The organism is Paenibacillus sp. Marseille-Q7038 (genome assembly GCF_965111595.1).
Genome location: NZ_CBCOOM010000001.1, coordinates 245,692 through 269,838, shown reverse-complemented (window position 1 = coordinate 269,838; position 24,147 = coordinate 245,692). Strand labels below are relative to the sequence as shown.

23 protein-coding genes and 1 riboswitch are annotated in these 24,147 nt (G+C 43.8%); of the genes, 6 read left to right on the top strand and 17 right to left on the bottom strand.

Translation table 11 applies throughout. The annotated features are described in order from the left end of the window. Positions 1-21: 21 nt before the first annotated feature. Positions 22-411 carry a hypothetical protein gene (locus tag ACWPWY_RS01320; RefSeq protein ID WP_454190044.1) on the bottom strand — a complete coding sequence of 130 codons (390 nt, stop codon included), beginning with the start codon at positions 409-411 and terminating at the stop codon, positions 22-24. 201 nt (positions 412-612) lie between these two features. Here ACWPWY_RS01320 and ACWPWY_RS01315 point away from each other — a divergent pair, with 201 nt between their 5' ends. Then, positions 613-1,464, top strand: coding sequence for a VCBS repeat-containing protein (locus ACWPWY_RS01315; protein WP_454190043.1), 852 nt, complete (start codon positions 613-615; stop codon positions 1,462-1,464). An 83-nt stretch (positions 1,465-1,547) separates the two neighbouring features. Here the strand turns inward: ACWPWY_RS01315 and ACWPWY_RS01310 are convergent, their stop codons facing one another. Both ACWPWY_RS01310 and ACWPWY_RS01305 read right to left on the bottom strand, forming a co-directional pair. Beyond that, positions 1,548-2,555 carry a glycoside hydrolase family 43 protein gene (locus ACWPWY_RS01310; protein ID WP_454190042.1) on the bottom strand — a complete coding sequence of 336 codons (1,008 nt, stop codon included), beginning with the start codon at positions 2,553-2,555 and terminating at the stop codon, positions 1,548-1,550. 328 nt (positions 2,556-2,883) lie between these two features. Beyond that, entirely contained in the window at positions 2,884-3,834 is a 951-nt protein-coding gene (locus ACWPWY_RS01305; protein WP_454192760.1) for a glycoside hydrolase family 43 protein, read from the bottom strand. Positions 3,835-4,199: 365 nt separating this feature from the next. On the opposite strand from ACWPWY_RS01305, the gene ACWPWY_RS01300 reads away from it, so the two are divergent. From ACWPWY_RS01300 to ACWPWY_RS01290, 3 genes are all read left to right on the top strand, one after another. Beyond that, positions 4,200-5,117, top strand: coding sequence for an ArsR/SmtB family transcription factor (locus ACWPWY_RS01300; protein ID WP_191797318.1), 918 nt, complete (start codon positions 4,200-4,202; stop codon positions 5,115-5,117). Positions 5,118-5,346: 229 nt separating this feature from the next. Beyond that, a complete protein-coding gene (locus tag ACWPWY_RS01295) occupies positions 5,347-6,093 on the top strand; it encodes a threonine/serine exporter family protein (protein ID WP_454192759.1) in 747 nt (248 codons plus the stop codon). A 66-nt stretch (positions 6,094-6,159) separates the two neighbouring features. Next, on the top strand, positions 6,160-6,597 hold the full coding sequence (locus ACWPWY_RS01290; RefSeq protein WP_285746938.1) for a threonine/serine exporter family protein: 438 nt from the start codon (positions 6,160-6,162) through the stop codon (positions 6,595-6,597). Between the two features lie 44 nt (positions 6,598-6,641). On the opposite strand, the gene ACWPWY_RS01285 is transcribed toward ACWPWY_RS01290, so the two are convergent. Both ACWPWY_RS01285 and ACWPWY_RS01280 read right to left on the bottom strand, forming a co-directional pair. Then, positions 6,642-7,139 carry an N-acetyltransferase family protein gene (locus ACWPWY_RS01285; protein WP_454192758.1) on the bottom strand — a complete coding sequence of 166 codons (498 nt, stop codon included), beginning with the start codon at positions 7,137-7,139 and terminating at the stop codon, positions 6,642-6,644. A 134-nt stretch (positions 7,140-7,273) separates the two neighbouring features. Continuing rightward, on the bottom strand, positions 7,274-8,143 hold the full coding sequence (locus ACWPWY_RS01280) for an SDR family oxidoreductase (protein ID WP_454190041.1): 870 nt from the start codon (positions 8,141-8,143) through the stop codon (positions 7,274-7,276). Positions 8,144-8,363: 220 nt separating this feature from the next. Between ACWPWY_RS01280 and ACWPWY_RS01275 the strand changes: the two genes are divergently transcribed. Further along, positions 8,364-9,455, top strand: a complete 1,092-nt coding sequence (locus ACWPWY_RS01275; protein WP_454192757.1) for a M24 family metallopeptidase — start codon at positions 8,364-8,366, stop codon at positions 9,453-9,455. 111 nt (positions 9,456-9,566) lie between these two features. Here ACWPWY_RS01275 and ACWPWY_RS01270 read toward each other — a convergent pair whose 3' ends face one another. From ACWPWY_RS01270 to cobD, 12 genes are all read right to left on the bottom strand, one after another. Further along, the gene (locus ACWPWY_RS01270; RefSeq protein WP_454190040.1) at positions 9,567-10,961 is read right to left on the bottom strand and encodes an L-cystine transporter; all 1,395 of its coding nucleotides are present in this window, start codon (positions 10,959-10,961) and stop codon (positions 9,567-9,569) included. 669 nt (positions 10,962-11,630) lie between these two features. Continuing rightward, a complete protein-coding gene (locus ACWPWY_RS01265) occupies positions 11,631-13,214 on the bottom strand; it encodes a cobyric acid synthase (protein ID WP_454192756.1) in 1,584 nt (527 codons plus the stop codon). 140 nt (positions 13,215-13,354) lie between these two features. Beyond that, the gene (cobS, locus tag ACWPWY_RS01260; protein ID WP_454190039.1) at positions 13,355-14,188 is read right to left on the bottom strand and encodes an adenosylcobinamide-GDP ribazoletransferase; all 834 of its coding nucleotides are present in this window, start codon (positions 14,186-14,188) and stop codon (positions 13,355-13,357) included. Further along, complete coding sequence (gene cobU, locus ACWPWY_RS01255; RefSeq protein ID WP_454190038.1) at positions 14,185-14,739, bottom strand: bifunctional adenosylcobinamide kinase/adenosylcobinamide-phosphate guanylyltransferase; 555 nt, start codon at positions 14,737-14,739, stop codon at positions 14,185-14,187. The genes cobS and cobU overlap by 4 nt, the downstream gene beginning before the upstream one ends. Continuing rightward, positions 14,736-15,818, bottom strand: coding sequence for a nicotinate-nucleotide--dimethylbenzimidazole phosphoribosyltransferase (gene cobT, locus ACWPWY_RS01250; RefSeq protein WP_454190037.1), 1,083 nt, complete (start codon positions 15,816-15,818; stop codon positions 14,736-14,738). Before cobT ends, cobU begins: the two co-directional genes overlap by 4 nt. Positions 15,819-16,021: 203 nt before the next feature. Beyond that, the gene (locus ACWPWY_RS01245) at positions 16,022-16,849 is read right to left on the bottom strand and encodes an ABC transporter ATP-binding protein (RefSeq protein WP_454190036.1); all 828 of its coding nucleotides are present in this window, start codon (positions 16,847-16,849) and stop codon (positions 16,022-16,024) included. Beyond that, positions 16,846-17,892, bottom strand: a complete 1,047-nt coding sequence (locus tag ACWPWY_RS01240) for a FecCD family ABC transporter permease (RefSeq protein ID WP_454190035.1) — start codon at positions 17,890-17,892, stop codon at positions 16,846-16,848. Before ACWPWY_RS01240 ends, ACWPWY_RS01245 begins: the two co-directional genes overlap by 4 nt. Beyond that, positions 17,889-18,887 (bottom strand): ABC transporter substrate-binding protein, encoded by a 999-nt coding sequence (locus ACWPWY_RS01235; RefSeq protein WP_454190034.1) that lies wholly within the window; start codon positions 18,885-18,887, stop codon positions 17,889-17,891. The genes ACWPWY_RS01240 and ACWPWY_RS01235 overlap by 4 nt, the downstream gene beginning before the upstream one ends. A gap of 164 nt (positions 18,888-19,051) precedes the next feature. Then, positions 19,052-19,262: riboswitch (cobalamin riboswitch) on the bottom strand. Between the two features lie 167 nt (positions 19,263-19,429). Beyond that, the gene (locus ACWPWY_RS01230; RefSeq protein ID WP_454190033.1) at positions 19,430-20,095 is read right to left on the bottom strand and encodes a histidine phosphatase family protein; all 666 of its coding nucleotides are present in this window, start codon (positions 20,093-20,095) and stop codon (positions 19,430-19,432) included. Then, on the bottom strand, positions 20,089-21,066 hold the full coding sequence (gene cbiB / locus ACWPWY_RS01225) for an adenosylcobinamide-phosphate synthase CbiB (RefSeq protein WP_454190032.1): 978 nt from the start codon (positions 21,064-21,066) through the stop codon (positions 20,089-20,091). The genes ACWPWY_RS01230 and cbiB overlap by 7 nt, the downstream gene beginning before the upstream one ends. Continuing rightward, positions 21,063-21,833 carry an adenosylcobinamide amidohydrolase gene (locus ACWPWY_RS01220; protein WP_454190031.1) on the bottom strand — a complete coding sequence of 257 codons (771 nt, stop codon included), beginning with the start codon at positions 21,831-21,833 and terminating at the stop codon, positions 21,063-21,065. The genes cbiB and ACWPWY_RS01220 overlap by 4 nt, the downstream gene beginning before the upstream one ends. Continuing rightward, positions 21,833-22,924: a threonine-phosphate decarboxylase CobD gene (cobD, locus tag ACWPWY_RS01215; RefSeq protein ID WP_454190030.1), complete on the bottom strand. Its 1,092-nt coding sequence runs from the start codon at positions 22,922-22,924 to the stop codon at positions 21,833-21,835. Before cobD ends, ACWPWY_RS01220 begins: the two co-directional genes overlap by 1 nt. Positions 22,925-23,137: 213 nt before the next feature. Between cobD and ACWPWY_RS01210 the strand changes: the two genes are divergently transcribed. Then, positions 23,138-24,139: a lipoate--protein ligase gene (locus ACWPWY_RS01210; protein WP_454190029.1), complete on the top strand. Its 1,002-nt coding sequence runs from the start codon at positions 23,138-23,140 to the stop codon at positions 24,137-24,139. Positions 24,140-24,147: the final 8 nt, after the last annotated feature.

Below are 24,147 nucleotides of genomic sequence, written 5' to 3'. Positions count from 1 at the left end.
TTAAACTAAAGGATTCTTCATCTATTTCCCTATTGGCTCATTTTCATAATACTGAACAAGCTCATCCGGGTCATTCGTCTTCAGAATCAATTCATCATTCTCAAAGAGTAAGATTTGGGGATATGTTTTTAATTCAAATATCGTTTCATAGTCATATCGCTCGTCTTGTTCTACATTAATAAACGAAACATGTAAAATAGGTTTATCCATTTTCAGATTATTATTAATATAGTCTATATTCTTCTGTAATGTTTTTCTATAAGAATCTTCCAACGATTCGTTTGTGAAGACGATAACGGATACACCATTTTCTTGATCTTTTAATATATGATTTGTTGCCTTTTCTGGATTATCTGAAGTACATCCTGTGACAAAGATCATCAGTACGCATAAAAGCAGAATTTTCTTCATGAGCTTAACTCCTGTAATTTGGATTCATAAGAAAAACAATAGAAACATCTTGAGTTCGAGTAACATCACGAGGTAATTGTGCTACTGTGCTACAATATAAATAACCAATAAATACAAATAAAAACATTTTAATCACCAGGGCATTCACCCATCTTGAAGTTCTAACATAGGCTGTTGTAAAAAAGATGGAGGATCCTCTATATGATGATACATCCTAATGCATACTTCTACGCACCCACACATTGCTACCGCGCAGGTTTTCAGCCATGCAGTCAGACCATCTTATCTCCGTATCCCACTTATACTTACATTCTTCGAAATTTTCGTAACGAACGTGCCCCATTTGAGCATGAATCTCCGATCGTTACCGGTGACTTTACCGGAGATGGCACGGTCGATACCGCAAGACTAGCTTGGAATAAAAGCGCACCTGACAGCGAATATGTAACGGATATTACTTTACTTATTCAAAATGGCAGCACGGGAGCAGAAACCTCTTTTCCTCTCCCTGAAAAGTCCGGTTACAGCCCTACTCTCTTTGCCGGAGATTTTACAGGGGATGGAATACCGGATCTATTTATCTCCATTCAATCCGGAGGGTCGGGGGCAATGACATATAACTTCCTCTATACTTATAAAGAGGCGGTGCTTCGTACTCTTTTTGATACTAATCCATATAACGAAGAGCAGAAATACACAGTAGAATACCTTGATTATTACCGGGTTCGGGTAACAAGCCTAAATAACCGGCAATCGTATCTTATTGATATCTCCTCCCGCGGAAGCGACTACTTATCTGATCTTTATAACGAGAATGGTAAACTGAGGCAACCTTTGCAAGGCGACGTCTTGCCCGTAAGCGGGGTATATCCGGTGGATTTTGATCAGAATGGTGTCTATGAACTTCTTATCTTCCAAGGAATTATGGGGCAGTATAATGCAGATCGGTTCGGATATGTTCAGAATGTTCTTACTTACAAAGAAGGCCGATGGAATTTTATGAATCAGTGGGTGGCTGTGTATGGCTCAGATCTCGTGGTACCCAAGCTATAAAAGTCTCTTCTGAATAAAATGAAGAGGACTCCCGTCCGATGTTTCGGATAAGAGTCCTCTTTTTGTCTTGTGTATCTTCTGTATTAGCCTTTAACAAGCTCTTTTTGTTGTAGAGTAATAGGACCATCTGCAACAGGTGTACCAAAATTAGGCGTACCATCTTCGTTCCAGGTGATAATTTGCGCTCTTGCATGACGATTTCCATCATACAGCGGGTCACCAACCGTCTCTTTGTATGTTCTTGAATGGTAGATAACAATATCCGTCTCTCCATCGGGAGAGGTTGTGAAGCTATTGTGGCCTGGGCCATATTGTCCGTTCGCCTCACTCGTTTCAAAAACAGGTTCCTTGTTCTTGATCCAAGAAGCTGGATCGAGCAGGTCTGCATCTTCAGAAGCAGTAAGAAGACCCATCTTGTAGTTATGATCTGTAGCGCTGGCTGAATAGCTGATAAATATTTTACCATTCTTCTTCAGTACAGCTGCTCCCTCATTCACTAGAAACCCAATGACTTCCCAGTCATACTCCGGTGTGGTAATCATTGCTTGCTTGCCTTTAAGCGTCCATGGATTTTCCATTTCGGATATGTAGAGGTTCGAATTCCCTTTAATATTTGGATCTTGTTGTGCCCATACGTAGTATCTTCTACCTCGATGTTCAAAAGAAGTGGCGTCCAGTGCGAAGCTATCCCACTCGGTCATAACCTGCCCCTTCTCTACCCATGTTCCTTCGAGTGGATTTGGAGATTCGTTCTCAAGAACATACATACGGTGACGGAAAGAGTGATCTACTTCTCCTTCTCTTGCTTGACCTGCCGCAAAATAGATATACCATTTTCCATCAATATAATGGATTTCTGGTGCCCAAATATTTTTGCTCATCGGTCCTGCTTCATATTTTCTCCATGCTACAACGGGTTCTGCTCCAGCTAGCTCAGCAAGCGTTCTTGCACGTCGCACCTCAATTCGGTCATAGGAAGGAACTGAACCTGTAAAATAGTAATAACCGTCCTCATGCAAGTATACCCAAGGATCTGCACGCTGGGCCACGACTGGATTATTCCACTGCATAGGATTCTGTTGTAAACTCATAGTTTATATCTCTCCTCGTAAATATTGTGTATACCATCTTGTAAGGTTATTTCTTGAGATATAAGGAAGCGGACACGGAATATAGAGTACTCTTCCCCATATCTTAAAAAAGCCTTCTCCCTTAACTGCTGTAAACGTATACATCGGTCTCGTGGAGAAGGCATCTTACAAGCTCTCAAATAGGCCTAGAACTTCTAGGTCCTATAAAATATAACAATGTGTAATTCACTTTGTTTGTTTTTATAATGTAACAAATATTAGAAGACTGTTCAACGTTTTTTTAAATCACTTTACATAAATATAAACACAAGGATGAAAAACAGTGAATTTAGTATGTCGGCCATCCATTCGAGTCCCAATTCAGATCACTAATCAGCAGTTTAGGATTTCCGTTATCTTCTGCATCGTAAGCATGTCTGGCAATGATATTCGTGCCGTAAATGTCTTGTCCGCCTGGACCTATCCATTTATTATTTCCAGAATCAAGTATTGTTCCCCCGCCATTCAGCATATCTACCCCATTCTTATCAACAAATGGACCGGTAATATTTTTAGAACGTCCGTATACCATCTTGTACGTACTATTCACACCCTGGCAACAACTGTCGATGGAAGCAAAAAGATAATAATATCCGTTTCGGTATACTATACTCGGTCCCTCAATCGCTCCGGAGTTCGAAGGTCTTGCTGCAATGGATGTGATGCTGCCTGTTGGCTTCATCGTATTCTTATCAATCTTCGTTAGCTTAATTCCACTCCAGTAAGAACCGAACACCAGCCAAGGGTCACCAGCAGCATCTATAACCAAGTTCGGATCAATTGCGTTATAATTGTTAGATGTTGTTGTTCTAAGTACGAGTCCATCATCTCTCCATTGCCCTGCACCTATGCTAGTAGCAGAAGCTAGACCGATTGCAGACTGATTAGAACCAAAAGAAGAAATGGAATAATACAGCCATACTCTGCCGTTGTACTCCTGAATGTCGGGAGCCCATACGTCATTCGTAGTTTGGTTCGGGACATAGGTCTTCCACCATGAAGGCGGAGTCAGAAAAATCTGCGGAACCCGGTACCACTGAGTACCATTATCCGATTTTAACACCTGAATCCCTTGACCTGTAGAAAAAGTATACCAACTGTTTCCTTCCTTGATGATACTAGGATCATGAACACCCGTATCTCCTGTTACATTCCAGAATGCAGCAAAACTTGTGGAGCTCAGACCAAGTAGCGAACCTGCGAGTATACCTGCAACTAACCATTTCTTCCCTTTTTTCATCATTACACCACCTTCATATGATTGGACTAACCTATTTTTACTTTCCGTTTGTATAAAATAGTTTAGGCTTCTCAGATTATAAAAGCGTTTTCATTTTATAACAAGGGTATTTTTTCCTTATTTTGAATTTTTAAATAATGGTTGTTCCTAACTTTTTCATCGATTAGAATATGATGAAGTAAGCAGCTTTGTAACGATCTATCCCTTGTGGGATAACGTTTCTTCCGTTATTTCTTTTATGTTGCGATCTATTGTATGATTACTACTATATTGATTTTCATCTCTTTAAAGTTATTTCAACTAAACTCGTAATGAAAATGAGACCGCAGATGCAGTCTTTTTCATTGCCGGGAAAGGATTTTATCATGATCTATATAAAAGATTTAATGTCTGGGGTCCCTATCTTCAAAGCGCTTAGTTCGGAAGTTCGAATTCAAATTATAGAAATGTTGTCTCATCATCAAAGCCTTAACCTTAACGATATCGCAAATCGGCTTCAGCTTACGAACGGAGCCGTAACGATGCATATCAAAAAGTTAGAGGAGAGTGGCCTTATTAATATCAACACGGCCGTAGGTAAACACGGAATTCAAAAGATCTGTTATTTGAATGAAGATAAGCTGATGGTGGATCTTCGAAGCCAAGAAGTCCATAACCGCTATGAGGTAGAGGTTAAAGTTGGCCATTTCAGCAATTACTATGCGGTTCCTACCTGCGGCCTAGCTACAAAGGACAGCATTGTGGGTGATTTTGATGAACCTCGTTATTTCGCAGATCCGATGCGAATCGATGCTGAACTCATCTGGCTGTCAGAAGGATTTCTGGAATACCGGATTCCAAACTACTTGAAATCCAATGAAACCTTCAGCGAGATTCAATTCTCTATGGAGCTGAGCTCTGAGGCACCGGGTTTTAACAATAACTACCCTTCTGATATTTATTTCTATGTAAATGGTATTGAGATCGGTTGCTGGACAAGTCCTGGCGATTTCGGTGATACAAAAGGTACTTTTAACCCAGATTGGTGGCCGCCGCATCTGAACCAATATGGCATGCTCAAGCTGATTCGAATTAATGAAGAAGGAAGTTTTATTGATGGCTGCCGCATATCCGATGTTACACTCAGCCATATTGGTCTTCATTATAAGAGCGACATTCTTCTTCGAATCGCCGTAACAGAAGGAAACACGAACAAACGAGGACTCACTCTCTATGGTAAAAATTTCGGAAACTATAGTCAGGATATTCTCGCTCGTGTACTGTATAATATTGATCATTCATAACTCATAAATTATTATTCATTTATCATTCGTAAATTCCATGAATTGCACGTATGTAACGCCTGCTTTCTTCACGATACCCACCATCGGTATTGCAAAGGACACAGGCGTTTTGGCAGTTTTCAGTTTCTTATGGAAAATGAAAAAACTATGATACAATGTGTAATCAAACCTACATAAAGAAAGTGAGAGAACGATTTTGGACAAAGTGGAACCATCGATAAAGACAGACATGAACGACATAACGATTAAAATTATCGAGGTGTGTTTGCTTTCCGGAAAAATTATGCTTCAAAGTGGGGCTGAAACCTACCGAGTTGAGGATACGATGATGCGAATTGCTTCCGCGTACGGAATGCCAAATTCCAATAGTTATGTAACTCCAACAGGAATTCTTTTCTCTACGGATTCACTCAGTCCTGCCAAAATCATTCGAATATCAGAACGCACTACCGATCTTCAGAAGGTGTCCGCTGTCAACCACGTTTCTAGAATGATTGGAAATCAAGAGCTGAATCCTTCCGAAGCTTACCATAAATTAAAAGAAATTGAATGTTCTTCCGTTCAATTCAGTGTCCCGATGCGAACGGCCGCTGCTGCACTAGCAAGTGGTTGCTTCACGATTATGTTTCAAGGGCAATGGGTTGATTTTTTACCTGCCATTCTTTGCGGAGGAGCAGGATATGCTGCCGTAAGTTTATTTCATCGGCTTGTACAAGTTCGCTTTTTTGCAGAGTTCGTTGCCTCCTTTATTATTGGACTGTTATCCCTGTTTCTCGTCTATATCGGTGCGGGTAAGGAGCTCGACAAGATCATTATCGGCTCAGTCATGCCTCTTGTTCCGGGACTTGCTATTACCAATGCAATTCGGGATCTGATGGCAGGCCATCTCGTGTCGGGATTGTCCAAAGGGGCGGATGCCTTTTTAACAGCCTTCGCTATTGGGGCAGGGGTTGCAGTGGTATTTACCTTAATGTAAACCAACTGATCGTTTGTCTTATTTTATAAATATGTGATGAAAAGAAAGTTGAGGTTTTCCGGTGTTATGCTTATTCCTATCATCGAACAGGGGCTTACCAGTTTTATTGCCTCTCTCCTATTCGGCCTGATTTTTAACGCGCCTAAAAATATGTTAATCCCGTGCGGTACTGTCGGCATGCTGAGCTGGCTTATTTATTTTGTAATCGAACCGGGATACCAAGCGGTTTCCGCTACGCTCGCTGCAACGGTTGTTATTGGCGTTATGAGCCAACTTTTTGCTCGAAAATACAAACAACCTGTCATTATTTTTAGCGTAGCCGGCATCATTCCTCTTGTCCCCGGTGGCCTATCTTATAATGCCATGCGATATTTTGTACAAAATGATTATTCAACAGCAGTAGAACACGCAGCAAAAGCCCTGATTCTTGCAGGAACCATTGCTGTCGGTCTGGTTCTATCCGAAGTGCTTAACCAAGCCTTCCGTCGAAAAGTAAAGTCATAACAAAAAAACTCGCCTTTCTTTATTGAAAGAGCGAGTTTTCTTATTTAAGTATCCAATTTCTTGCCAAGGATGGCAAGATCACGCTTTATCCCATCAAGTACAGCGACTTCGGGATAGTATCCCCACTGTTCAAATCCAAACTTTTGCAATAACCGGAGGCTGGGTTCATTATGTCCGAATACAAATCCGAGCAAGGTGTTCACCTGAAGACGTGAACAATCTTGAATGATTTTTTCCATGAGCCTGCTTCCTGCACCAGTTCCCCGGTATGCTTCACCCACATAAACACTTACTTCCGCTGTACCATCATAGGCCGGTCTCCCATAGAAGGAACTCAGACTTACCCAACCTGCAATCTTTCCGTCCACTCTCATGACCCATAAGGGGCGCTTGTCTGGTGTATGTTCTTCAAACCAGGGAATACGGCTCTCTACCGTAACCGGTTCCAAATCTGCTGTCACCATACGTCCAGCAATCGTAGAATTATAAATAGCAACAATATCAGGCAAATCATCCCGCTGTGCATAACTAAATTGAATCATTGGCTTCTTCAAGTGCAGTCTCCCCCACGCCCAGTACTTTATATTCATCCGGCAATCTCACATTCTACATATAATCCCTAGACTATCAGAATCACCTTTGAATGATCAATACGAAATTCAGGAGACAACCATCGTTAATCGCTTTCCTCTATGTCCATAGGCAGACCCGTCTGCTCTGCACTCCAGTTCCATAAAAATACGGCAGTGTCCTTATCTAACGCGTTAAGCTTTAGTTCCTGAATTTCTTGCTCATAAAAATATTCTCCTGTAATCCCTCTTACCTCGGGATGAACTGCCAGATAAATCGCTGTTCTTGCCCCTTCTTCCGCTGTAAGGAATGAAGGGATTTTTCGCACCATCGCCATAATGGCTGTTCCAAATCCAGTTGTACGATTAATTCCTATGTTCGTTCCAACCGCTCCCGGATGCAGTGCATTTACGGTTATTTGAGTCTCTTGAAGGCGCTCAGCAAGTTCTCTCGTGAACAAAATGTTTGCAAGTTTCGATTGCGAATAACTTTTGATCACATGATAACGTTTCTTCAAATTAGGGTCTTCCCGGTGAATCTTCCCAACCTTATAAGCACCTGAAGAAACGTTAATGACTCGGGCTTCGGCTGCTGCCTTAAGAGAAGGAATCAGCAATCGCGTTAATAAGTAGTGTCCCAGATGATTTACACCGAGTGTCATTTCAAATCCATCCGAAGTCTCTTCTCTTCTTAAACAGACAACACCTGCATTATTAATAAGAACATCCAGTTTAGGATGGTTGGCTGTAAACTCGGAGACAAAACTCCTTATACTATGTAAAGATCCTAGATCCAGCTTCATTAATTCAATCTGTTTTGAGCCCGTGGCCGTAATCGCTTCTTTCAGAGCAATACGTCCTCTCTCCTCACTTCTGCAGGCCATCACAACATGGTAACCTTGTAATGCGAGTTCCATGGAAGTGGCTAGTCCCATTCCTGAATTGGCACCGGTAACAATTGCTATTTTTGTATTCATTCCATTCATCCTTTCGGGTGGAAACAGACTGCCTTAGTATCATCATACAAGAAACCAACCACAAAAGAAAACAAGTGATCAAGCACTACGAATCCATTTAACAAGAGGTCTGTGATAGAATTATAAGGAATCGATCTTTTTATATTTTCTCCCTTTTGGGATTTTTGTGGAGAAGCTTTATAATAAGAATTGAAACTGAAAGAAAAGGCGGTAACGAATGATGACAAAACAACCTATCTCATTACTGAATCAAGCGATAACCACCCATGCACTAGACGGCGTTCTTATTACCGATCCAAAACATGTATACTACCTCACCGGTTTTGCAAGTGACCCTCATGAACGTTTCCTTGGTCTTGTTCTGGTACAAGGGGAAGAACCCACTTTGATCGTACCGAGCCTCGATGAAGAAGCAGCTTCAGCAGCTTCAACTGTGAAAAATATTGTCACTCATCAAGATACAGATAATCCTTATCATATCTTAAAAAAATACCTTCCTCGTACGATGAACAGTTTCGGCATCGAGAAAGATCATCTATCTTTGTCCCGATATGAAGAACTTGTTCAATATGCGGAAGCCAAAAATTTTGCAGATATCGGTCCTCTTCTACGTGAACTGCGTGTTCGAAAAGCACCTCATGAAGTAGAACGTATGAAAGTTGCCGCTAATGTGATTGAAGAAGTGCTTCGTAGAGGACTCACTCACGTGAAAGAAGGCGTAACAGAGATTGAACTCGTTGCTGAAATGGAATATCAGATGAAGAAACTCGGCGCTTCTGGCCCTTCTTTTGATACGATGGTTCTTAGTGGACCAAACACTGCACTCCCTCATGGTGTGCCTGGCACTCGTAAACTTGCTTACGGTGACCTGCTGATGTTTGATATGGGCGTGTATGTCAATGGATATGCTTCTGATATCACTCGTACCTTTGCTTTTGGAGAACTGTCTCCTGAACAGACAAAGGTGTATAACACCGTGCTAGAGGCCAATCTAAAAGGAATTGAAAGTGTGAAACCAGGCGTCACTTTAGCTTCGGTTGATTTGGCTGCTAGACAAGTAACGATTGATGCTGGCTATGGTGATCGCTTCCTCCATCGTCTTGGACATGGCCTGGGTATTGATGTACATGAATATCCTTCTGTTCATGGTGCGAATCAGGAATTGTTGACTGAAGGAATGGCCTTTACCATCGAACCCGGTATTTATATCCCAGGTCTCGGCGGTGTCCGGATTGAAGATGAAGTGATTGTGACTGCGGACGGCGTTGAGTTGTTAACTAGCTTCCCGAAAGAACTTCAGATTCTCGGCTAATCTGCAAGTATATGCTCAGCTGTTATATGAAAATGAAAAGGTGCCCCTTCTTACGAGTATCATGCTCATAAAAAGAGGCACCTTTTCAGGTTTATTTTATCGTAAATCAGCTTATCCTTCGTGTGCTGAGTCTAAATCAAAATTCGCTTTGTCGAAAATTTCTTGATCGTTTTCTTTCAGCATCTTACTGGATACGAGACCTGCGGTCATCGAACCGTTGACATTAAGAGCAGTACGTCCCATATCAATCAGTGGCTCTACGGAAATCAAAAGACCGGCAAGACCGACAGGAAGATTCATCGTAGAAAGAACAATAAGAGAAGCAAAGGTAGCTCCGCCGCCGACACCGGCAACACCGAAGGAACTAATCATAACAACCAGTACCAATGTCACGTAGAACTGCCAATCCATCGTTACTCCAACCGTAGGAGCAATCATTACAGCCAGCATGGCGGGATAAATCCCTGCGCATCCGTTCTGACCAATGGTTGCACCAAATGAAGCTGACAAGTTCGCTATCCCTTGGGATACACCAAGCTTCTTCGTTTGTGTTTCAATATTCAGCGGAATTGATGCCGCACTCGAACGAGAAGTAAAGGCGAAAATCAAAGTCGAAATAACTTTTTTCGTATAAGCAATTGGATTAAATCCAAATACAGTTACGAGAATCAAATGAACGATAAACATTAGAATTAGTGCTACATACGATGCGATAACGAATTCCCCAAGCTTTAGAATCTCCTGGGCATCCGTTGTTGCCGTGACCTTGGTAATCAGGGCCAAGATTCCGTATGGTGTCAGTCTTAGTACTAACGTAACAATTCGCATAACAACTGCGTATAACGAATTGACCAGTTTGCGGAAAGTATCTGCTTGTTCAGGTTTCTTACGATCCAGTCCAAGTACAGCTGCACCTACAAATGCGGAGAAAATAACGACCGCAATGGTTGACGTACGACGTTCACCAGTCATGTCAGCAAAAGGATTGGTCGGAATAAATTCCAGTACCTGCTGTGGAATGGACAAATCCTGAACATCGCCAAGCTGTTCTTCCAGACGATCTGCTCTAGTTTGCTGCGCTTCCCCCTTCTCGATATTAATAGCCTCAAGACCAAACATTTGAGTAACTCCAATACCGATTGTTGCTGCGATTGCTGTCGTGATCAGAAGTGTTCCAATGATAGAACCACTCATTTTTCCAATATTCTGATTACCCTTCAGATTCATGATTGCTGAAATAATAGATACCATAATCAGCGGAGTAACAATCATCTGCAAGAGCCCGACATATCCAGACCCAATAATATTAAACCAGTCCACACTGGTTTTTACTACTCCTGTTGTAGCTCCATATATAACTTGAAGAAGAATTCCGAATACCAGTCCTAGACCAAGGCCGGTGAATACTCGCTTCGTAAAAGAAATGTGTTTCTTTTGCATGCGATACAGGATGCCGACAAGAACCAACATCACTGCCACGTTGATAATAACCTGCAACGTTTCCATGATAACTATTTCCCTCCACATCATCTAATGAACTCTAACGTTCAGACTCGGTCATTGCTTCTGTCATGTATCCTATATATACCCCATTAATCCAATAGGGAAAACAAATAAAAGAATGGCATCTGCATAATCTAGGTCTTTGCGTCTAGGTTGACTTTTAATAATAATCCATACTATATCATAAAACCAATTAAACAGGTAGACTTTTATTAAAATAGAATATAAACAGCGCAACAACAGCATAATCTCGCGTTTTTTTCTCCAATTCTTCCTCTAAACTCAGGTTAATTAGGTAGAATAATACACAAATCCCCTCTCAATTCTCAGCTATAAATCTTCTCGGTTGCTTTACTAGAATGCAGGTCTTAAGGATGAGCCATCCATAGCATAAAAGGAGTCATTATATGTTTCGACAGACTGACAACATTTAGTATAGGATGGATCATTTTGCCATAGGTTATACAAAAAGATCATAGTAGCCTCTTTCGAGGATGGATCATCTTGTAGATACGAACTTTCATGTATACCAAGCCGCGGTACAGCGGTTACTATATACCAACTCTCCCCTACCTCAACAGAAAAAGAGCCGCGTTTCCCAGAGATAAATTTCTGGAACATCGCAACCCTTTTTTTATCGTTCTTTTCATACTTCAACCTTTGCTTCAGAAACTATCTAAACATCTCTTTTTTACGCAATCCTGCTATTTCATATATTCGGTCCAGGTCCAGATGGTTACGGACAATCTCAGCTACCCGATCAAACTCCTGTGTCTTATAGACAGCCGCTTGAAAAGTTTCGCTGATTGGTGGAAGTCCTTTCTGTAAGCGAAGTCCATCAAGCCATGTCCGCCTGAATTCATCATTATCAAAGAGACCGTGCAGATAGGTTCCCCACACTTTTCCGTCTGCCGCTCCGCACCCCTCTAAGTGTACACTCTCTATCCCCTCTGCTGAAGAAACGGTTTCTGCATCTGCATTCAGCACAAATAACGGTCTGAACTTTTCGCTTCGTATACCAGCGGATTCGTCACTTTCTGTGATTCCCATATGAATTTCATATGCTTCTACCGTAGGCCGTGTTTCCTTGTTCTCATCCACTCGGAGTGGACTTTCCTTCGCAACTGTACCTTTCACGCGAACCGTTCTTTTCTCCTTAGAGAAGGTAGTAGCAAGCGGCAGTAGTCCGAGTCCTTCCGCTTGCTTTGTTTCACTCTCAACAGCATAAGGATCACACAATCTCTCCCCCAGCATCTGGTATCCGCCACAAATCCCGACAAGCTGAACCCCACGTTCGCGCCACTGCTCGGTAATCGCACGGTCTAGTCCTCTTTCTCTAAGAAAGGTCAGATCGCTGATCGTATCCTTTGTGCCGGGCAGTATAATAACATCCGGGTCGCCAAGGTTATCCGCATTACTGACATATCGCACAACCACATCAGGCTCCCAGCCGAGTGCATCAAAGTCAGTGAAATTAGAAATCCGGGGATACCGAATGACGACGATATCAAGTTCTTTCTCTTTTTGTCTGCGATATTGCAGGTCATCCAGCACAACCGAATCCTCCGCTTCAATACGTAGTTCTGGAATATACGGCAGCACTCCAAGTACAGGAATTCCCGTTCGTTCCGTAAGCCAATCCAGCCCCGGCTGCAACAGCGCGAGATCTCCGCGGAACTTGTTAATAATAAAGCCTTTCACCCTTGCCCGTTCGTGTGGTTCAAGCAGTTCCAGTGTGCCTACTAGCGAAGCAAATACACCGCCGCGGTCAATATCCGATATCAACAGAACAGGTGCATCTGCCCAGCCCGCCAAATTCATGTTCACAATATCTCTGTCTTTCAGGTTTATCTCTGCTGGGCTTCCAGCCCCCTCCATCAGCACAATATCATATTGTTCGCGCAGACGATCCAGGGCATTTAGTACAATGGTTTTCGCTTGCGGTAAAAAGTGATTCCTATAGTCCATCGCGCTCATCTGCATCTTCGGTACTCCATGGACAACAATCTGAGAATGCATATCTTTGATCGGCTTAATCAAGATGGGATTCATATCGGTTGTCGCTGGCAAACCGCAAGCTTCTGCTTGTACTCCCTGCGCTCTTCCTATTTCTTTCCCATCTAGGGTTACATAAGAATTAAGCGCCATATTTTGCGATTTATAAGGAGCTGGCTGATATCCATCCTGTAAAAAAAGGCGGCATAACGCTGTTGTAACAATGCTCTTTCCGACATCCGAAGCGGTTCCTTGAAGCATAAGAACAGCAGCTTGTCCCTGTGTTTTCTTGTTATCCTGTTCCTTATCTGCGTTCCCGGTATTCTTATTTTCCATGAGCGAGTCCCCTTTCTCTTATCACCATTCACCAACAACATGACTTGGGGTGCAATTTTCTCAACTTAATGCATGACTGTAGTGACAATAACAAGTATGAGCAGCCCGACTGCTTCGAGCCCCTCATTCAGTGCTCCATAGATATCTCCGGTGAGTCCCCCAAGGCTATGGCTTATCCGATCCGCAGCCCATTTTCCGCAGCCCCATATAAATAGAGGAATAACAAAAAAGGCAGACAATATAACGCCCATATCTAGAGTCCATGTAAACTGCGGCCCATCTACAGCATACGCAGCAAGTAGAAATACACCGCAGGAGATCGTAGAAAGAAGTAAGGTTACCGCTCCCACTTTGTAAAGCAGTTCATTCTGAACCCCTGTAAACATTCCTGCCAGACCTTCCCCTGCTCTAGCCCGTTTGTATTTCACCATGGCATACACCATAAAGAAACGGCTCCATAGAAAAGGCAAGACTGCTGCCCCAATCAGAAAAGGTTGTCTCATTAAGCTGTATAGAAGCGTTACTTTCAGCATCAACAGCAGAACACAGGCAATCACACCCATAGCTCCCACCCGGCTGTCCTTCATAATCTCAAGCATCCGTTCCCTGCTTCGGTAACTGAGAAGTGCATCAGCAGAGTCCATCCAGCCATCTAAATGAAGCCCGCCTGTGAGCCATACCCAGATCGTAAGAACAAGCACTGCCGAAGGAGCCGGAGGCAATAAGAATCCACTGAGCCAAGCAGCGATCCAGACACAAGCCCCGATACATAAGCCAACAACCGGATAGAATAAGGTGCTTCGCGTCATTAATTCTGGAGTGAATTCAAGCTGCATTTTCACCCGAAATCGTGTTAAAAACTGAAAAGCGGCCGCAGCCGCTTTTGTATTTTCTCTCATACTTTATACTCCTTGCTCTTCAGTTCAATAGCAATACCAGCCGTTACAAGGAATACCTCCTGGCTGATTGCTGCCATACGCTGATTCAGAATTCCGGCATAATCCCGATATATTCGGCCCAATCGATATTCAGGAACGATCCCGTCGCCTACTTCATTGGTCACCAGAATAATGAGACCTGGATAAGCAGCAACACTGCGGACAAGACGGTCGATCTCTTCTGTTACTGCGTCAGGTCCCTCTTGTTCCTTGGCAATGAGCACGTTAGAGAGCCACAAGGTAAGACAGTCGAGTAATATAGTTGGTACAGGCAGTGTCGCCTCCATTAACCCGTCCAGTGTCTCAGCTACCTCAAGCGGTTCTTCAATCGTATGCCACAGATAGGCCCCATCTTCACGCTGACTGCGATGTGCAGCAATTCGGTCGGTCATCTCTTGATCATAAGCTTGTGCAGTCGCCATGTAGATCGCTTCAGAGGATCGGCTCATGCACAGTTTCTCAGCAAAGGTACTTTTACCGCTACGGGCACCACCCGTTACAAGAATAATCATAATTGTGCCCCACTCTTCTCTTGGGTGTTAGAAATACCTGCGCTGCTAAATGTGGCCATCTCGTCCATAATTCTGCCTGCAGCTTCAATCAGGTGAAGACATAGAACGCCGCCCGTTCCCTCGCCAAGTCTCATTCCAACTTGAAGCATAGGGGAAAGGTCTAATGTTTGCAGGAGTGCTGCATGCCCTCTTTCTTCCGACGTGTGAGAAGCAATCATATAATCTCGGCATGCGGGTGCAATACGACTGGCAACTAAAGCAGCAGCTGTAGAAATATACCCATCGATCACAACCGGACATTTCAAGGCAGCTGAACCGATAATGACACCTGCTAGGCCCGCTATATCAAGCCCCCCTACTTTAGCAAGCACATCGATTGGATCATTTGGATCGGGCTGATTCAGCTCTATTGCCCGGGCAATCACGCTTGCTTTATGCTGAACACCTGCTTGATCAAGACCTGTCCCTTTTCCTGTTGCCTCCTGCACACTGACACCGGTAAGAACACTGGTAACTGCCGCACTTGGTGTTGTATTGCCAATCCCCATCTCTCCCGTAACAAATAACTGCGTCCCTTTTCTCACGGATTCTTGAACAACGTCGATCCCGGTAAGAATGGCTTCAAGCGCCTCTTCTCTGCTCATCGCAGGACCCTTCGCCATATTTGCTGTTCCTTTGCGGACGGAACGAGATACAAGATCGGGATGAGCAGGCTCACCGTTCACACCAATATCTACACATATCACTTCAGCTCCGGCATGACGAGCGAGCACATTCACTGCCGCTCCGCCTGCAAGGAAATTATGAACCATTTGCTGCGTTACCTCTGCTGGAAAACTGCTGACTCCTTCTTCTACGACTCCATGATCCGATGCCATAACAATAACTGCTTTTCTAGAAAAAGCAGGCATGTTCTTTCCCGTAATCCCCGCCAACCGGATCGTAAGTTCTTCTAACTTACCTAAACTCCCCGGTGGTTTCGTTAAATCATCTAAATGACTTGCAGCTGCTTTCTGCGCTGCCTCGTCTAATGCGGTAATCTGCTGAACCCATGCTTCGAGTTGCTGTTCTCTCTCCATGATATCTCCATCCTTATCTACTGCTGTTGTACAGCTTGTATATTTAGATTATAACGAAAAGTGAGTTAACACTTCAAAAGAAATCATGCATTTTTTTAAGGAACTGAAAAAGGAGATAAATATTCCCTTAGGTTGAAAAAAAAGAGGACCTGATTTATGGATATCAGGTCCTCTTCTATTTTGTTCTCATATTTAAAATCATCTTATTCTTGCTGTTTACGCAGTAAAAACTGAGGGATGTGATGATCCGGATGTTGAACCATTACAGGCTGGATCTCAAACAAGCCTCTAATATTCTCCTCCGTAAGCACCTCAGCCGGAGAACCCTGAAGGAAGAGCTTACCCTCTTTTAATGCACATAAGTAATCACAATAAAGAGAAGCCAAATTCAAATCATGCAATACGGCAATAATCGTAATCCCTGTACTCTGTTGCCACTGCGCCAGCAGATCCATGAACTGCAGTTGGTAACGAACGTCGAGAAAAGTAGTTGGTTCGTCTAGCAGCAAAATTTCAGGTTCTTGCACCATCACTTTGGCAAGGGCTACCCGCTGTCTTTGACCTCCACTAAGTTCATCCAATCTGCGTTCCGCAAGAGAAGTAAGATCGAGTTTCTTCAGGACTTGTTCTATTTTTTCTTCTCCAAAGCCCTGATCTCTGCCCAGCCAGTCTTGATAAGGATATCTTCCCATTGCCACAACGTCCCTGACGGAATAACCAATCTCAGGTAATCCATCTTGCTGTAGGACAGCGATAATCCTCGAAAGCTCTTTACGGCTGTAATCTTGAACAGGTTTGCCTTTGATATGGATCGTACCCTGGTTTGGTGACAGGATGCCCGACAGTAAATGAAGCAAAGTAGATTTCCCACTCCCGTTCGGCCCTACAATTCCCCACCAGTCACCTTCCTCAGCGGTAAAATGAATGTGATCCAGCGCAATAAACTGACTGTACTCTTTACGGAGTGCCGTAGCTTCAACCACAGGAACTGTAGACGAGATTTCAGACTGATGAACGAATCTTTCTGTCATCCGCTGATGCCTCCTCGCCGTTTTTTATTCCGATGCAATAAGTAAGCAAAGAACGGAGCCCCTACAAAAGCGGTCAGTACGCCAAGCGGAATCTCCGTAGGAGCGAGTAATGTCCGCGCGCCCATATCGGCCCAGGCCAGAAAGATACCTCCCCCTACCGCAGACAGTGGAATAATCAGACGATAATCCGGTCCGACAAGGAGCCTGATGATATGAGGGACAACAAGCCCCACAAAACCAATCACACCAGCGACAGATACCGCTGCAGCTGTTAACAATGTAGATACTAAGAGTACGGATAATTTGAGTACATCAACTCGAACTCCAAGATGAGCTGCCTGTCTTTCTCCTAGTGCCAATAGATTCAGTGATCTCCCTCTGCTCCATAGATAGATCATCCCAATCCCTACATAAGGGAAAAGGATGGCCGTGTAAGACCATCCCCGCAAACTAAGACTCCCCATCGTCCAAAACAAAATTTGATTGACCGTATCCTTTGACATAGCAGTCAGAAAAGAAACAACGGCTCCTAGGAAAGCATTCATCACAACACCGGACAATATCAAATTGTTCGTCGGTATTTTACCGCCTTCTCTAGCCAGCATCAGAACACCCCATAGTGTAATGACCCCTGTTGTAAAAGCAACCATCGGCAGCATCCATTCTCCTAGCCAAGCATATTGCAAACCAAAATAGATCATCACCGCTGCTCCGACAGAAGCACCGGCCGATACACCAAGCGTATAAGGATCTGCCAGCGGGTTACGAAGTACACCCTGAAATCCTGCGCCAGCAATGGCTAGCGCTGCACCAACCAGGATACCGAGCAGTACACGCGGTAAACGCACCTTCATGATGATCTGTTCAGACGATATATTCCATACGGGTTCAATGAACCCATCCATCCCCGGAATATGATTCATAAGAATCCCTGCGATATGATGAATCGGGAGATGTACTGACCCGATCGCAAGACATAACAGCAGGGTCAGTACAAGCAGGATGATTCCGATCAATCCATATCCTGCTAGTTTCTTTTTCATTGGAACAGATCCGGATAGATCGCTTTCGCTACTTCTTTAAGTCCTTCCGTTACACGCGGACCTGGGCGGCTAAGCAGATTGGCATTAATCGAGATCACTTGCTCATTCTTGATTGCAGTAATCTCATTCCAACCATCACGAGCTTTAATGATCTGGTCGAGTGTTTTGTCATTGTCTACCACATCGCTTGCATAGAGAATGACATCTGGGTTCGCAGCAATGATGTTTTCCTCACTGATTTCATACCAACCTTCTGCATCTCCACCTACATTCACTCCGCCTGCAAGGGTAATGACTTCATCCATAAATTCACCTTTACCTACGGTCCAGCCTGGAGAAAATTCTACATACACTTGTTTTTTCTGATCATCAGAAAGGGATGCTACTTTGTCTTGTACTTCTTTCACATCTGCTTTCATCTTCGCAATAACTTCTTGCGCTTGTTCTTGATGATTTGTAATTTGTCCGTACACTTCAATATTTTTCATTACATCTTCAATTGTTTTTGGATCTGTTTTGAAAATAACGATTCCTAAATCGCGCAGTTTCTGCACTGCTGCCTCATCCATCGAAATACCTGTGAAGACAATATCCGGCTCAGCCTCGATGATTGCTTCTGCATTAGGTGTATACAGGCTGCCCATCTTCGGTTTGTCCTTTACTTGCTCTGGATAATCGTCATAGTCGGATACCCCAACAATTTGCTCGTCCAGTCCGATCGCATAAAGCGATTCTGTCTCTGCTGGAGATACGGATACGATTTTTTCAGGTGCTTTTTCAAATGTGAACGACTCTCCCGTTGCATCCGTGAGTGTCAGAGGATATACCGTCTCAAGACTTGTCTCATCTTGATTGTCTGTTGCTGCGGTACCTTGCTCCGTTGTCTGACCTGTACCTTGTCCTTCTGTTCCAGTCTCGTTACCACACGCTGCCAGCATAATGGCGAGCATAAGTGACATTAAGATTGATAAAAAACGTCCATTCATTTTTTTCATTGTTCTCTCCCTCTCTTTACTCGTGAAGCCAAGCGATCCTATCAGGTATGAACACCAAAAAACCCTGCTCCTATCATAAGAACAAGGTTACGTCTCGCAGCTGCTGCCTCTAACTAGAAAGGCACAAAAAATATGCAAAACGTATCCTTTCCTCGAAGGATTACACGTTTACCAAGGGCAAGGCAGGTCTCCTGACTATCCAAGTTTAAAATAACAGCTTGCTCCCTTCCCATCTTCGTTATGGACGAAAACAGTGGATTTTTTGCAGCTGCCCCTGGTATACAGTGGCGGGACCGTCCTGGATTTGCACCAGCTTCCCTTTTAACCGAAAGAATAGAAAGCATCTATTCTTTTGGACCTTGCTCGGTATTATAGACTTTTCATATGGATTCACATGACGTCTTTATGTACTCAGATGTTCAAGTTCAATTCGTATCAGGTCTTCACATCTTTTGCCATTATAGGGGATAGAGGAATTTTCGACAACCAAACATTCCCTTTATGTTCCAAAAGACATCGTTTTAATGAGTTATGGAATTGATTCAAAAATCTATTTTTTGTGCCGAAAGTGCTCCGCCTGACAAAGTAAACCGAAGCACAAGACATTCCCCCGGACGAGGCATAAAAGTATTAAATTCGGCTTCTGCAAGCCATTTGGCAGCCCATTGCCTGATAACGCCGCCATGAGTTACCACAAGGATCTTAGGTACTTCTTTCTCATTATCGACTATATCCTGTTGATTACTCCTCTTGGTCTTACCTAAATAAGGTCTGATCCGCTGTTCCGCAAACGCGACAATTCTTTCGGAAAAATGGGGAAACGACTCTGCTCCCGGCGGTCTCACAAGGTTAGGACGATCAATCCACTGACGATAGAGCGGATCATGTTGCAGCATTTCATACGTCTGTCCTTCGTATGCTCCAAAATGATACTCCCGGAGCCTTGCGTCCAGCACGGCGGTATGAACCCGTTCCGGGACAAGAATGTGCAGTGTCTCTACGCAGCGGATAAGATCACTTACGTAGATTTGGTCAAATGGAATTTGCCCCAAAGAAGCACGTAGTCCCGCAAGTTCCTCTCCCGCTTCAGGAAGCAATGGAATATCCGTGTGTCCCAAATATCTTTTTTGCTCATTCCAAAGTGTTCGTCCATGCCGGACCAGATAAACATCGACAGAAGGCATATGGTTAGAAGACGTACTCACCACAGCCAAGCGACTCCTGTAATAGACATGAGCCATAACAAGAACACGAGGATGACCACAAATAGACTCGATGAAATATACATCATCGTAATTGTTGTCCGAATATGGCTTGCTTCCATCTCATGGTAAGGAACCCCCATATAAGCACGGAACGAACGAACCCCATGATAGACATTATATCCCCCGAGCCGGATCCCGAGCGCACCAGCAACGGCTGATTCCGGATACCCGCCGTTAGGACTTGGGTGCTTGCGTGCGTCCTGCTTCACTGTGCGCATACTGTTTTTCACATGTAGACCTAATACCCCAGCGGAAGCAAATAGTAGAAGTGCCGTAATCCGTGCTGGGATGAAATTTGCAATATCGTCCAGTCTAGCAGAGGCCATACCTAGCGATTTATATTTTTCATTTTTATAACCGACCATAGAATCGAGTGTGTTTACCGCGCGATAAGCCATGGCAAGAGGCGCTCCCCCAAGAAAAGCAAAAAACAGAGGAGAGATAATCGCATCTACAATGTTTTCGGCTACGGTCTCAACGGTTCCCCTTACCACTTCAGGAGACTCCAGCTGTTTCGTATCCCTACCTACAATCATGCCTAGTGCAGCCCTTGCTTCCGGCAATTTGCCGGCCCTAAGATGTTTATATACATCTAAACCTGCATCTCGTAATCCTTTTGTTGCGATCGTTGTGGCAATCAGCAAGATTTCACCCACTATAGCAAGCACTGGATGGGTATAAAATAGTAACTTTAACAACGCCCAAGTCAGAACAAATGCCCCAGTAACAATTAATAAAGGAAAAAGAAACCCTGCATAACGCAGTCCTCGCTGCGTTGTCACTTTTCTGCGAATGGTATTCTCAAGACCAGTAATCGCCTTCCCCATGGTAATAACCGGATGAGGGATCCACCTTGGGTCACCGATGATAAGATCCAGTGTGTAAGCAGCTAGAATAATCCAAGCTCCCATCATAATAATTGCCTCCTCTCTGCTGTGTAACCTGAAGCACATAAACTCTCGGTAACAGACTGATATACGAGCCGTCCAATACTATCGCCGAGTCGGGTTGCCGTGCCCGCATAAGCATGCGTAAGTCTCGCATTTGTCCCATCCGCAGCAAGTCCGCTGGCTCCAATAACGATGGCATCGGTAGTTGTTCCGGTAGCACATAGTCCATTCTCTGCATCTCTTACACCTAAGTCCTGGAGAGCCGCAACCTTCGCTTCAACCGCTGTTTGCAACGCATTCACGAGTGCAAATGGAGTTAATTTTCCGGCTATGAACAGCATGATATTGATCGTACCTGGACTATAACCCGCATCAAATACAGTCCTCGGTGAACCCGCTCTTGCCCCATTAGATACTCCTGCAGTTGTACAGCATAATAAAACCACTCCATTGGCCTCTTCTTCCACAATAGAAACATGCTCTAGTCTAACCGCAGTTAGCAGTCCTGCAGTCTGATGATCCGGATGACCCCATTTTTTAAGCAACTGCTGAATATCACGGGCAGGGTCACTTGAATCATAGTGCCGATCCACATAAATGTTGACAGCACGGTCCAAACGACTCATCCCCCCTCCATGAATGCTGCTGGAGATCGCATCCAGCATATGAGGAGACTTTAGAAGCAGATGCCCTTCATAACGGGAGATGGTCATCCCTGGCCATCGTCTTGATGAATACAACACCGGTAAACCTTCGGATTCAGAATCTGTATGTAAGAATGGCGTCGCCATTACTTTGCTCCCTCCATGATCTGCCTAAATGTCTCTAAAAACTGCGTGTTTTGTTCTGTACCCTTAACGGCAATACGAAAAGCGTGCTCAGTAAGCCCCGGGTACATTGCACAGCTGCGAATCAGAATCCCTTGTCGTCCCATTGCTTCCTGCAGTGTACCGGCGGTCCATGGTGCTCTTGCTTCAGCCAGCAAGTAATTTGCTTCCCCTGGATATACAGTAAACCCATATTTTCTAAGACCCTCTGCAAGCCTTTTTCTCTCTGCTTTAATCAGCGATATTGTATTTTGTTCGTAGGAAGAGCCTGCCTGAAGACAAGCTTCCCCTGCAAGCAAGGCAAGACCATTCACACTCCAGGTTACTTGCTTCTGAGTCATAGAACGAATGAGGTCAGGACTTGCGAGCACATAACCGAGCCGCAGTCCCGGAATAGCATAAAATTTCGTCATTGATCGAATGATGATAACTTCCGGATATTTCTCTAGTGAAGATGCGATTGAAATGCGCTCTTCCTCCGGAATAAAGTCAATAAAGGCTTCATCAATAACCAGTTTCGTTTTTGTTCGATGCGCCTTCTTCGCTAGCGTCACAAGATCCGTCAGCGAATACTGAACTCCGTTCGGATTATTTGGCTGACCGATAAAAAGAACCTGTACCCTTTCCATAAGCGTAGCAATGTCGTTTACATCTGCCCGGTATTCAAGTTCCTGTTGACCATATACAGAGTCTACCTTGGCTCCAAATTGAAGGGCAAGTGAACGGTATTCGGAAAAGCCAGGTTCAATCGTTCCAACGGTTTCCGGTGACAATGCCATAAGCAAAAGAGCCATACATTCGGCAGCACCATTTCCAATGAGAATGTGTTCTTCTCCAAGCTTTACTTGGGCTGATAATCTCTGTTTCAGCGCCCGGTGTCCTGGATCGGGGTAACGAATGATTGCTTTCCAGCCCTCTTTCAAGGCTACTTTCACTTCCTCCGGTGGTCCAAGAGGATTGATGTTGGCACTATAATCAAGAAAATCGGCAGGTTTCTTTCCATACCTACGCGCTGCGGTTTCTACATCCCCGCCATGTCCATAGATTTCAATCAAAGGTATGTCCTTCCTTTCTTTGCTGCATTACAGCATGACGTTCCCATTATGATGGGAGATTTTAGATTGCGTCAATGGGATTTCTCTTTTGTATCGTTTGCGTTATTGGTTTACAATAAGAATAGAGTCTTTTTGTATTCATCAGAATTGTTCGGGCATGTCCCGTTTATGATTCTTGCTTACATATTTTATAAGGTATCGGAGGAAATCACCATGTTGTTTATTGACAATCAAGGCATTACGGATCCACGGATTAACCTCGCCATCGAGGAATATGCCCTTAAACACTTGTCTTTGGACGAGAGTTACTTGCTGTTTTATATCAACGCTCCCTCTATTATCATTGGGAAACATCAGAACACCATTGAGGAAATTAACCAGGAGTATGTACAGCAGAATGGAATTACCGTTGTGCGCAGACTTTCTGGCGGCGGTGCCGTATATCATGATTTAGGCAATCTTAACTTCAGCTTCATTACAAAAGATGACGGAAATTCGTTCCACAACTTCCGTAAGTTCACCCAGCCTGTTGTAGAAGCACTCCATCATCTTGGCGTTAACGCAGAACTTACTGGACGTAATGATCTTCAAGTCGGAGAACAAAAAATTTCAGGAAATGCCCAGTTTGCAACTCGCGGCCGGATGTTCAGCCATGGTACGCTCATGTTTGATCTGAACCTCGACGATGTACAAGCTTCATTAAAGGTGAATCCAGAGAAGTTCAAATCGAAGAGCACCAAATCCGTACGCAGCCGTGTAACGAATATCCGTTCTTTGATGGATAAAGACATGACGATTGTAGAATTCCGTGAAGAACTTCTTCGTCATATTTTTGGCATGGAAGCAAGTGAAGTTCCTCAGTATCATCTGACAGAAGAAGATTGGAAGAAAATCCATGAAATTTCTAAAGAACGTTATCAGAACTGGGATTGGAACTATGGACAGTCACCGGAAAGTAACGTGAAACATTCTAAGAAATTCCCGGTCGGTATTATCGATCTTCGTATGAATATCAAAGAAGGCCGAATCGAGGATATTAAAATCTACGGTGATTTCTTTGGTGTAGGAGATGTCGCTGATATCGAGAACTCGCTTCGTGGCAAACGTTATGAGGAAGCGGAAGTTAGAGAAGCACTCAAAGACGTTGATATAAAGCATTATTTTGGCAATCTCGATATGGATGACTTCATCGGTCTTGTTTTTCTTGAAGAGTAGGGCTACCC

Excerpts from the sequence above, each read along its gene's own strand:
- ACWPWY_RS01320 (WP_454190044.1), bottom strand. The coding sequence starts at position 411 with ATGAAGAAAATTCTGCTTTTATGCGTACTGATGATCTTTGTCACAGGA.
- ACWPWY_RS01315 (WP_454190043.1), top strand. The coding sequence starts at position 613 with ATGATGATACATCCTAATGCATACTTCTACGCACCCACACATTGCTAC.
- ACWPWY_RS01310 (WP_454190042.1), bottom strand. The coding sequence starts at position 2,555 with ATGAGTTTACAACAGAATCCTATGCAGTGGAATAATCCAGTCGTGGCC.
- ACWPWY_RS01305 (WP_454192760.1), bottom strand. The coding sequence starts at position 3,834 with ATGAAAAAAGGGAAGAAATGGTTAGTTGCAGGTATACTCGCAGGTTCG.
- ACWPWY_RS01300 (WP_191797318.1), top strand. The coding sequence starts at position 4,200 with ATGATCTATATAAAAGATTTAATGTCTGGGGTCCCTATCTTCAAAGCG.
- ACWPWY_RS01295 (WP_454192759.1), top strand. The coding sequence starts at position 5,347 with ATGAACGACATAACGATTAAAATTATCGAGGTGTGTTTGCTTTCCGGA.
- ACWPWY_RS01290 (WP_285746938.1), top strand. The coding sequence starts at position 6,160 with ATGCTTATTCCTATCATCGAACAGGGGCTTACCAGTTTTATTGCCTCT.
- ACWPWY_RS01285 (WP_454192758.1), bottom strand. The coding sequence starts at position 7,139 with ATGATTCAATTTAGTTATGCACAGCGGGATGATTTGCCTGATATTGTT.
- ACWPWY_RS01280 (WP_454190041.1), bottom strand. The coding sequence starts at position 8,143 with ATGAATACAAAAATAGCAATTGTTACCGGTGCCAATTCAGGAATGGGA.
- ACWPWY_RS01275 (WP_454192757.1), top strand. The coding sequence starts at position 8,364 with ATGACAAAACAACCTATCTCATTACTGAATCAAGCGATAACCACCCAT.
- ACWPWY_RS01270 (WP_454190040.1), bottom strand. The coding sequence starts at position 10,961 with ATGGAAACGTTGCAGGTTATTATCAACGTGGCAGTGATGTTGGTTCTT.
- ACWPWY_RS01265 (WP_454192756.1), bottom strand. The coding sequence starts at position 13,214 with ATGCTTCAAGGAACCGCTTCGGATGTCGGAAAGAGCATTGTTACAACA.
- cobS (WP_454190039.1), bottom strand. The coding sequence starts at position 14,188 with ATGAGAGAAAATACAAAAGCGGCTGCGGCCGCTTTTCAGTTTTTAACA.
- cobU (WP_454190038.1), bottom strand. The coding sequence starts at position 14,739 with ATGATTATTCTTGTAACGGGTGGTGCCCGTAGCGGTAAAAGTACCTTT.
- cobT (WP_454190037.1), bottom strand. The coding sequence starts at position 15,818 with ATGGAGAGAGAACAGCAACTCGAAGCATGGGTTCAGCAGATTACCGCA.
- ACWPWY_RS01245 (WP_454190036.1), bottom strand. The coding sequence starts at position 16,849 with ATGACAGAAAGATTCGTTCATCAGTCTGAAATCTCGTCTACAGTTCCT.
- ACWPWY_RS01240 (WP_454190035.1), bottom strand. The coding sequence starts at position 17,892 with ATGAAAAAGAAACTAGCAGGATATGGATTGATCGGAATCATCCTGCTT.
- ACWPWY_RS01235 (WP_454190034.1), bottom strand. The coding sequence starts at position 18,887 with ATGAAAAAAATGAATGGACGTTTTTTATCAATCTTAATGTCACTTATG.
- cbiB (WP_454190032.1), bottom strand. The coding sequence starts at position 21,066 with ATGATGGGAGCTTGGATTATTCTAGCTGCTTACACACTGGATCTTATC.
- ACWPWY_RS01220 (WP_454190031.1), bottom strand. The coding sequence starts at position 21,833 with ATGGCGACGCCATTCTTACATACAGATTCTGAATCCGAAGGTTTACCG.
- ACWPWY_RS01210 (WP_454190029.1), top strand. The coding sequence starts at position 23,138 with ATGTTGTTTATTGACAATCAAGGCATTACGGATCCACGGATTAACCTC.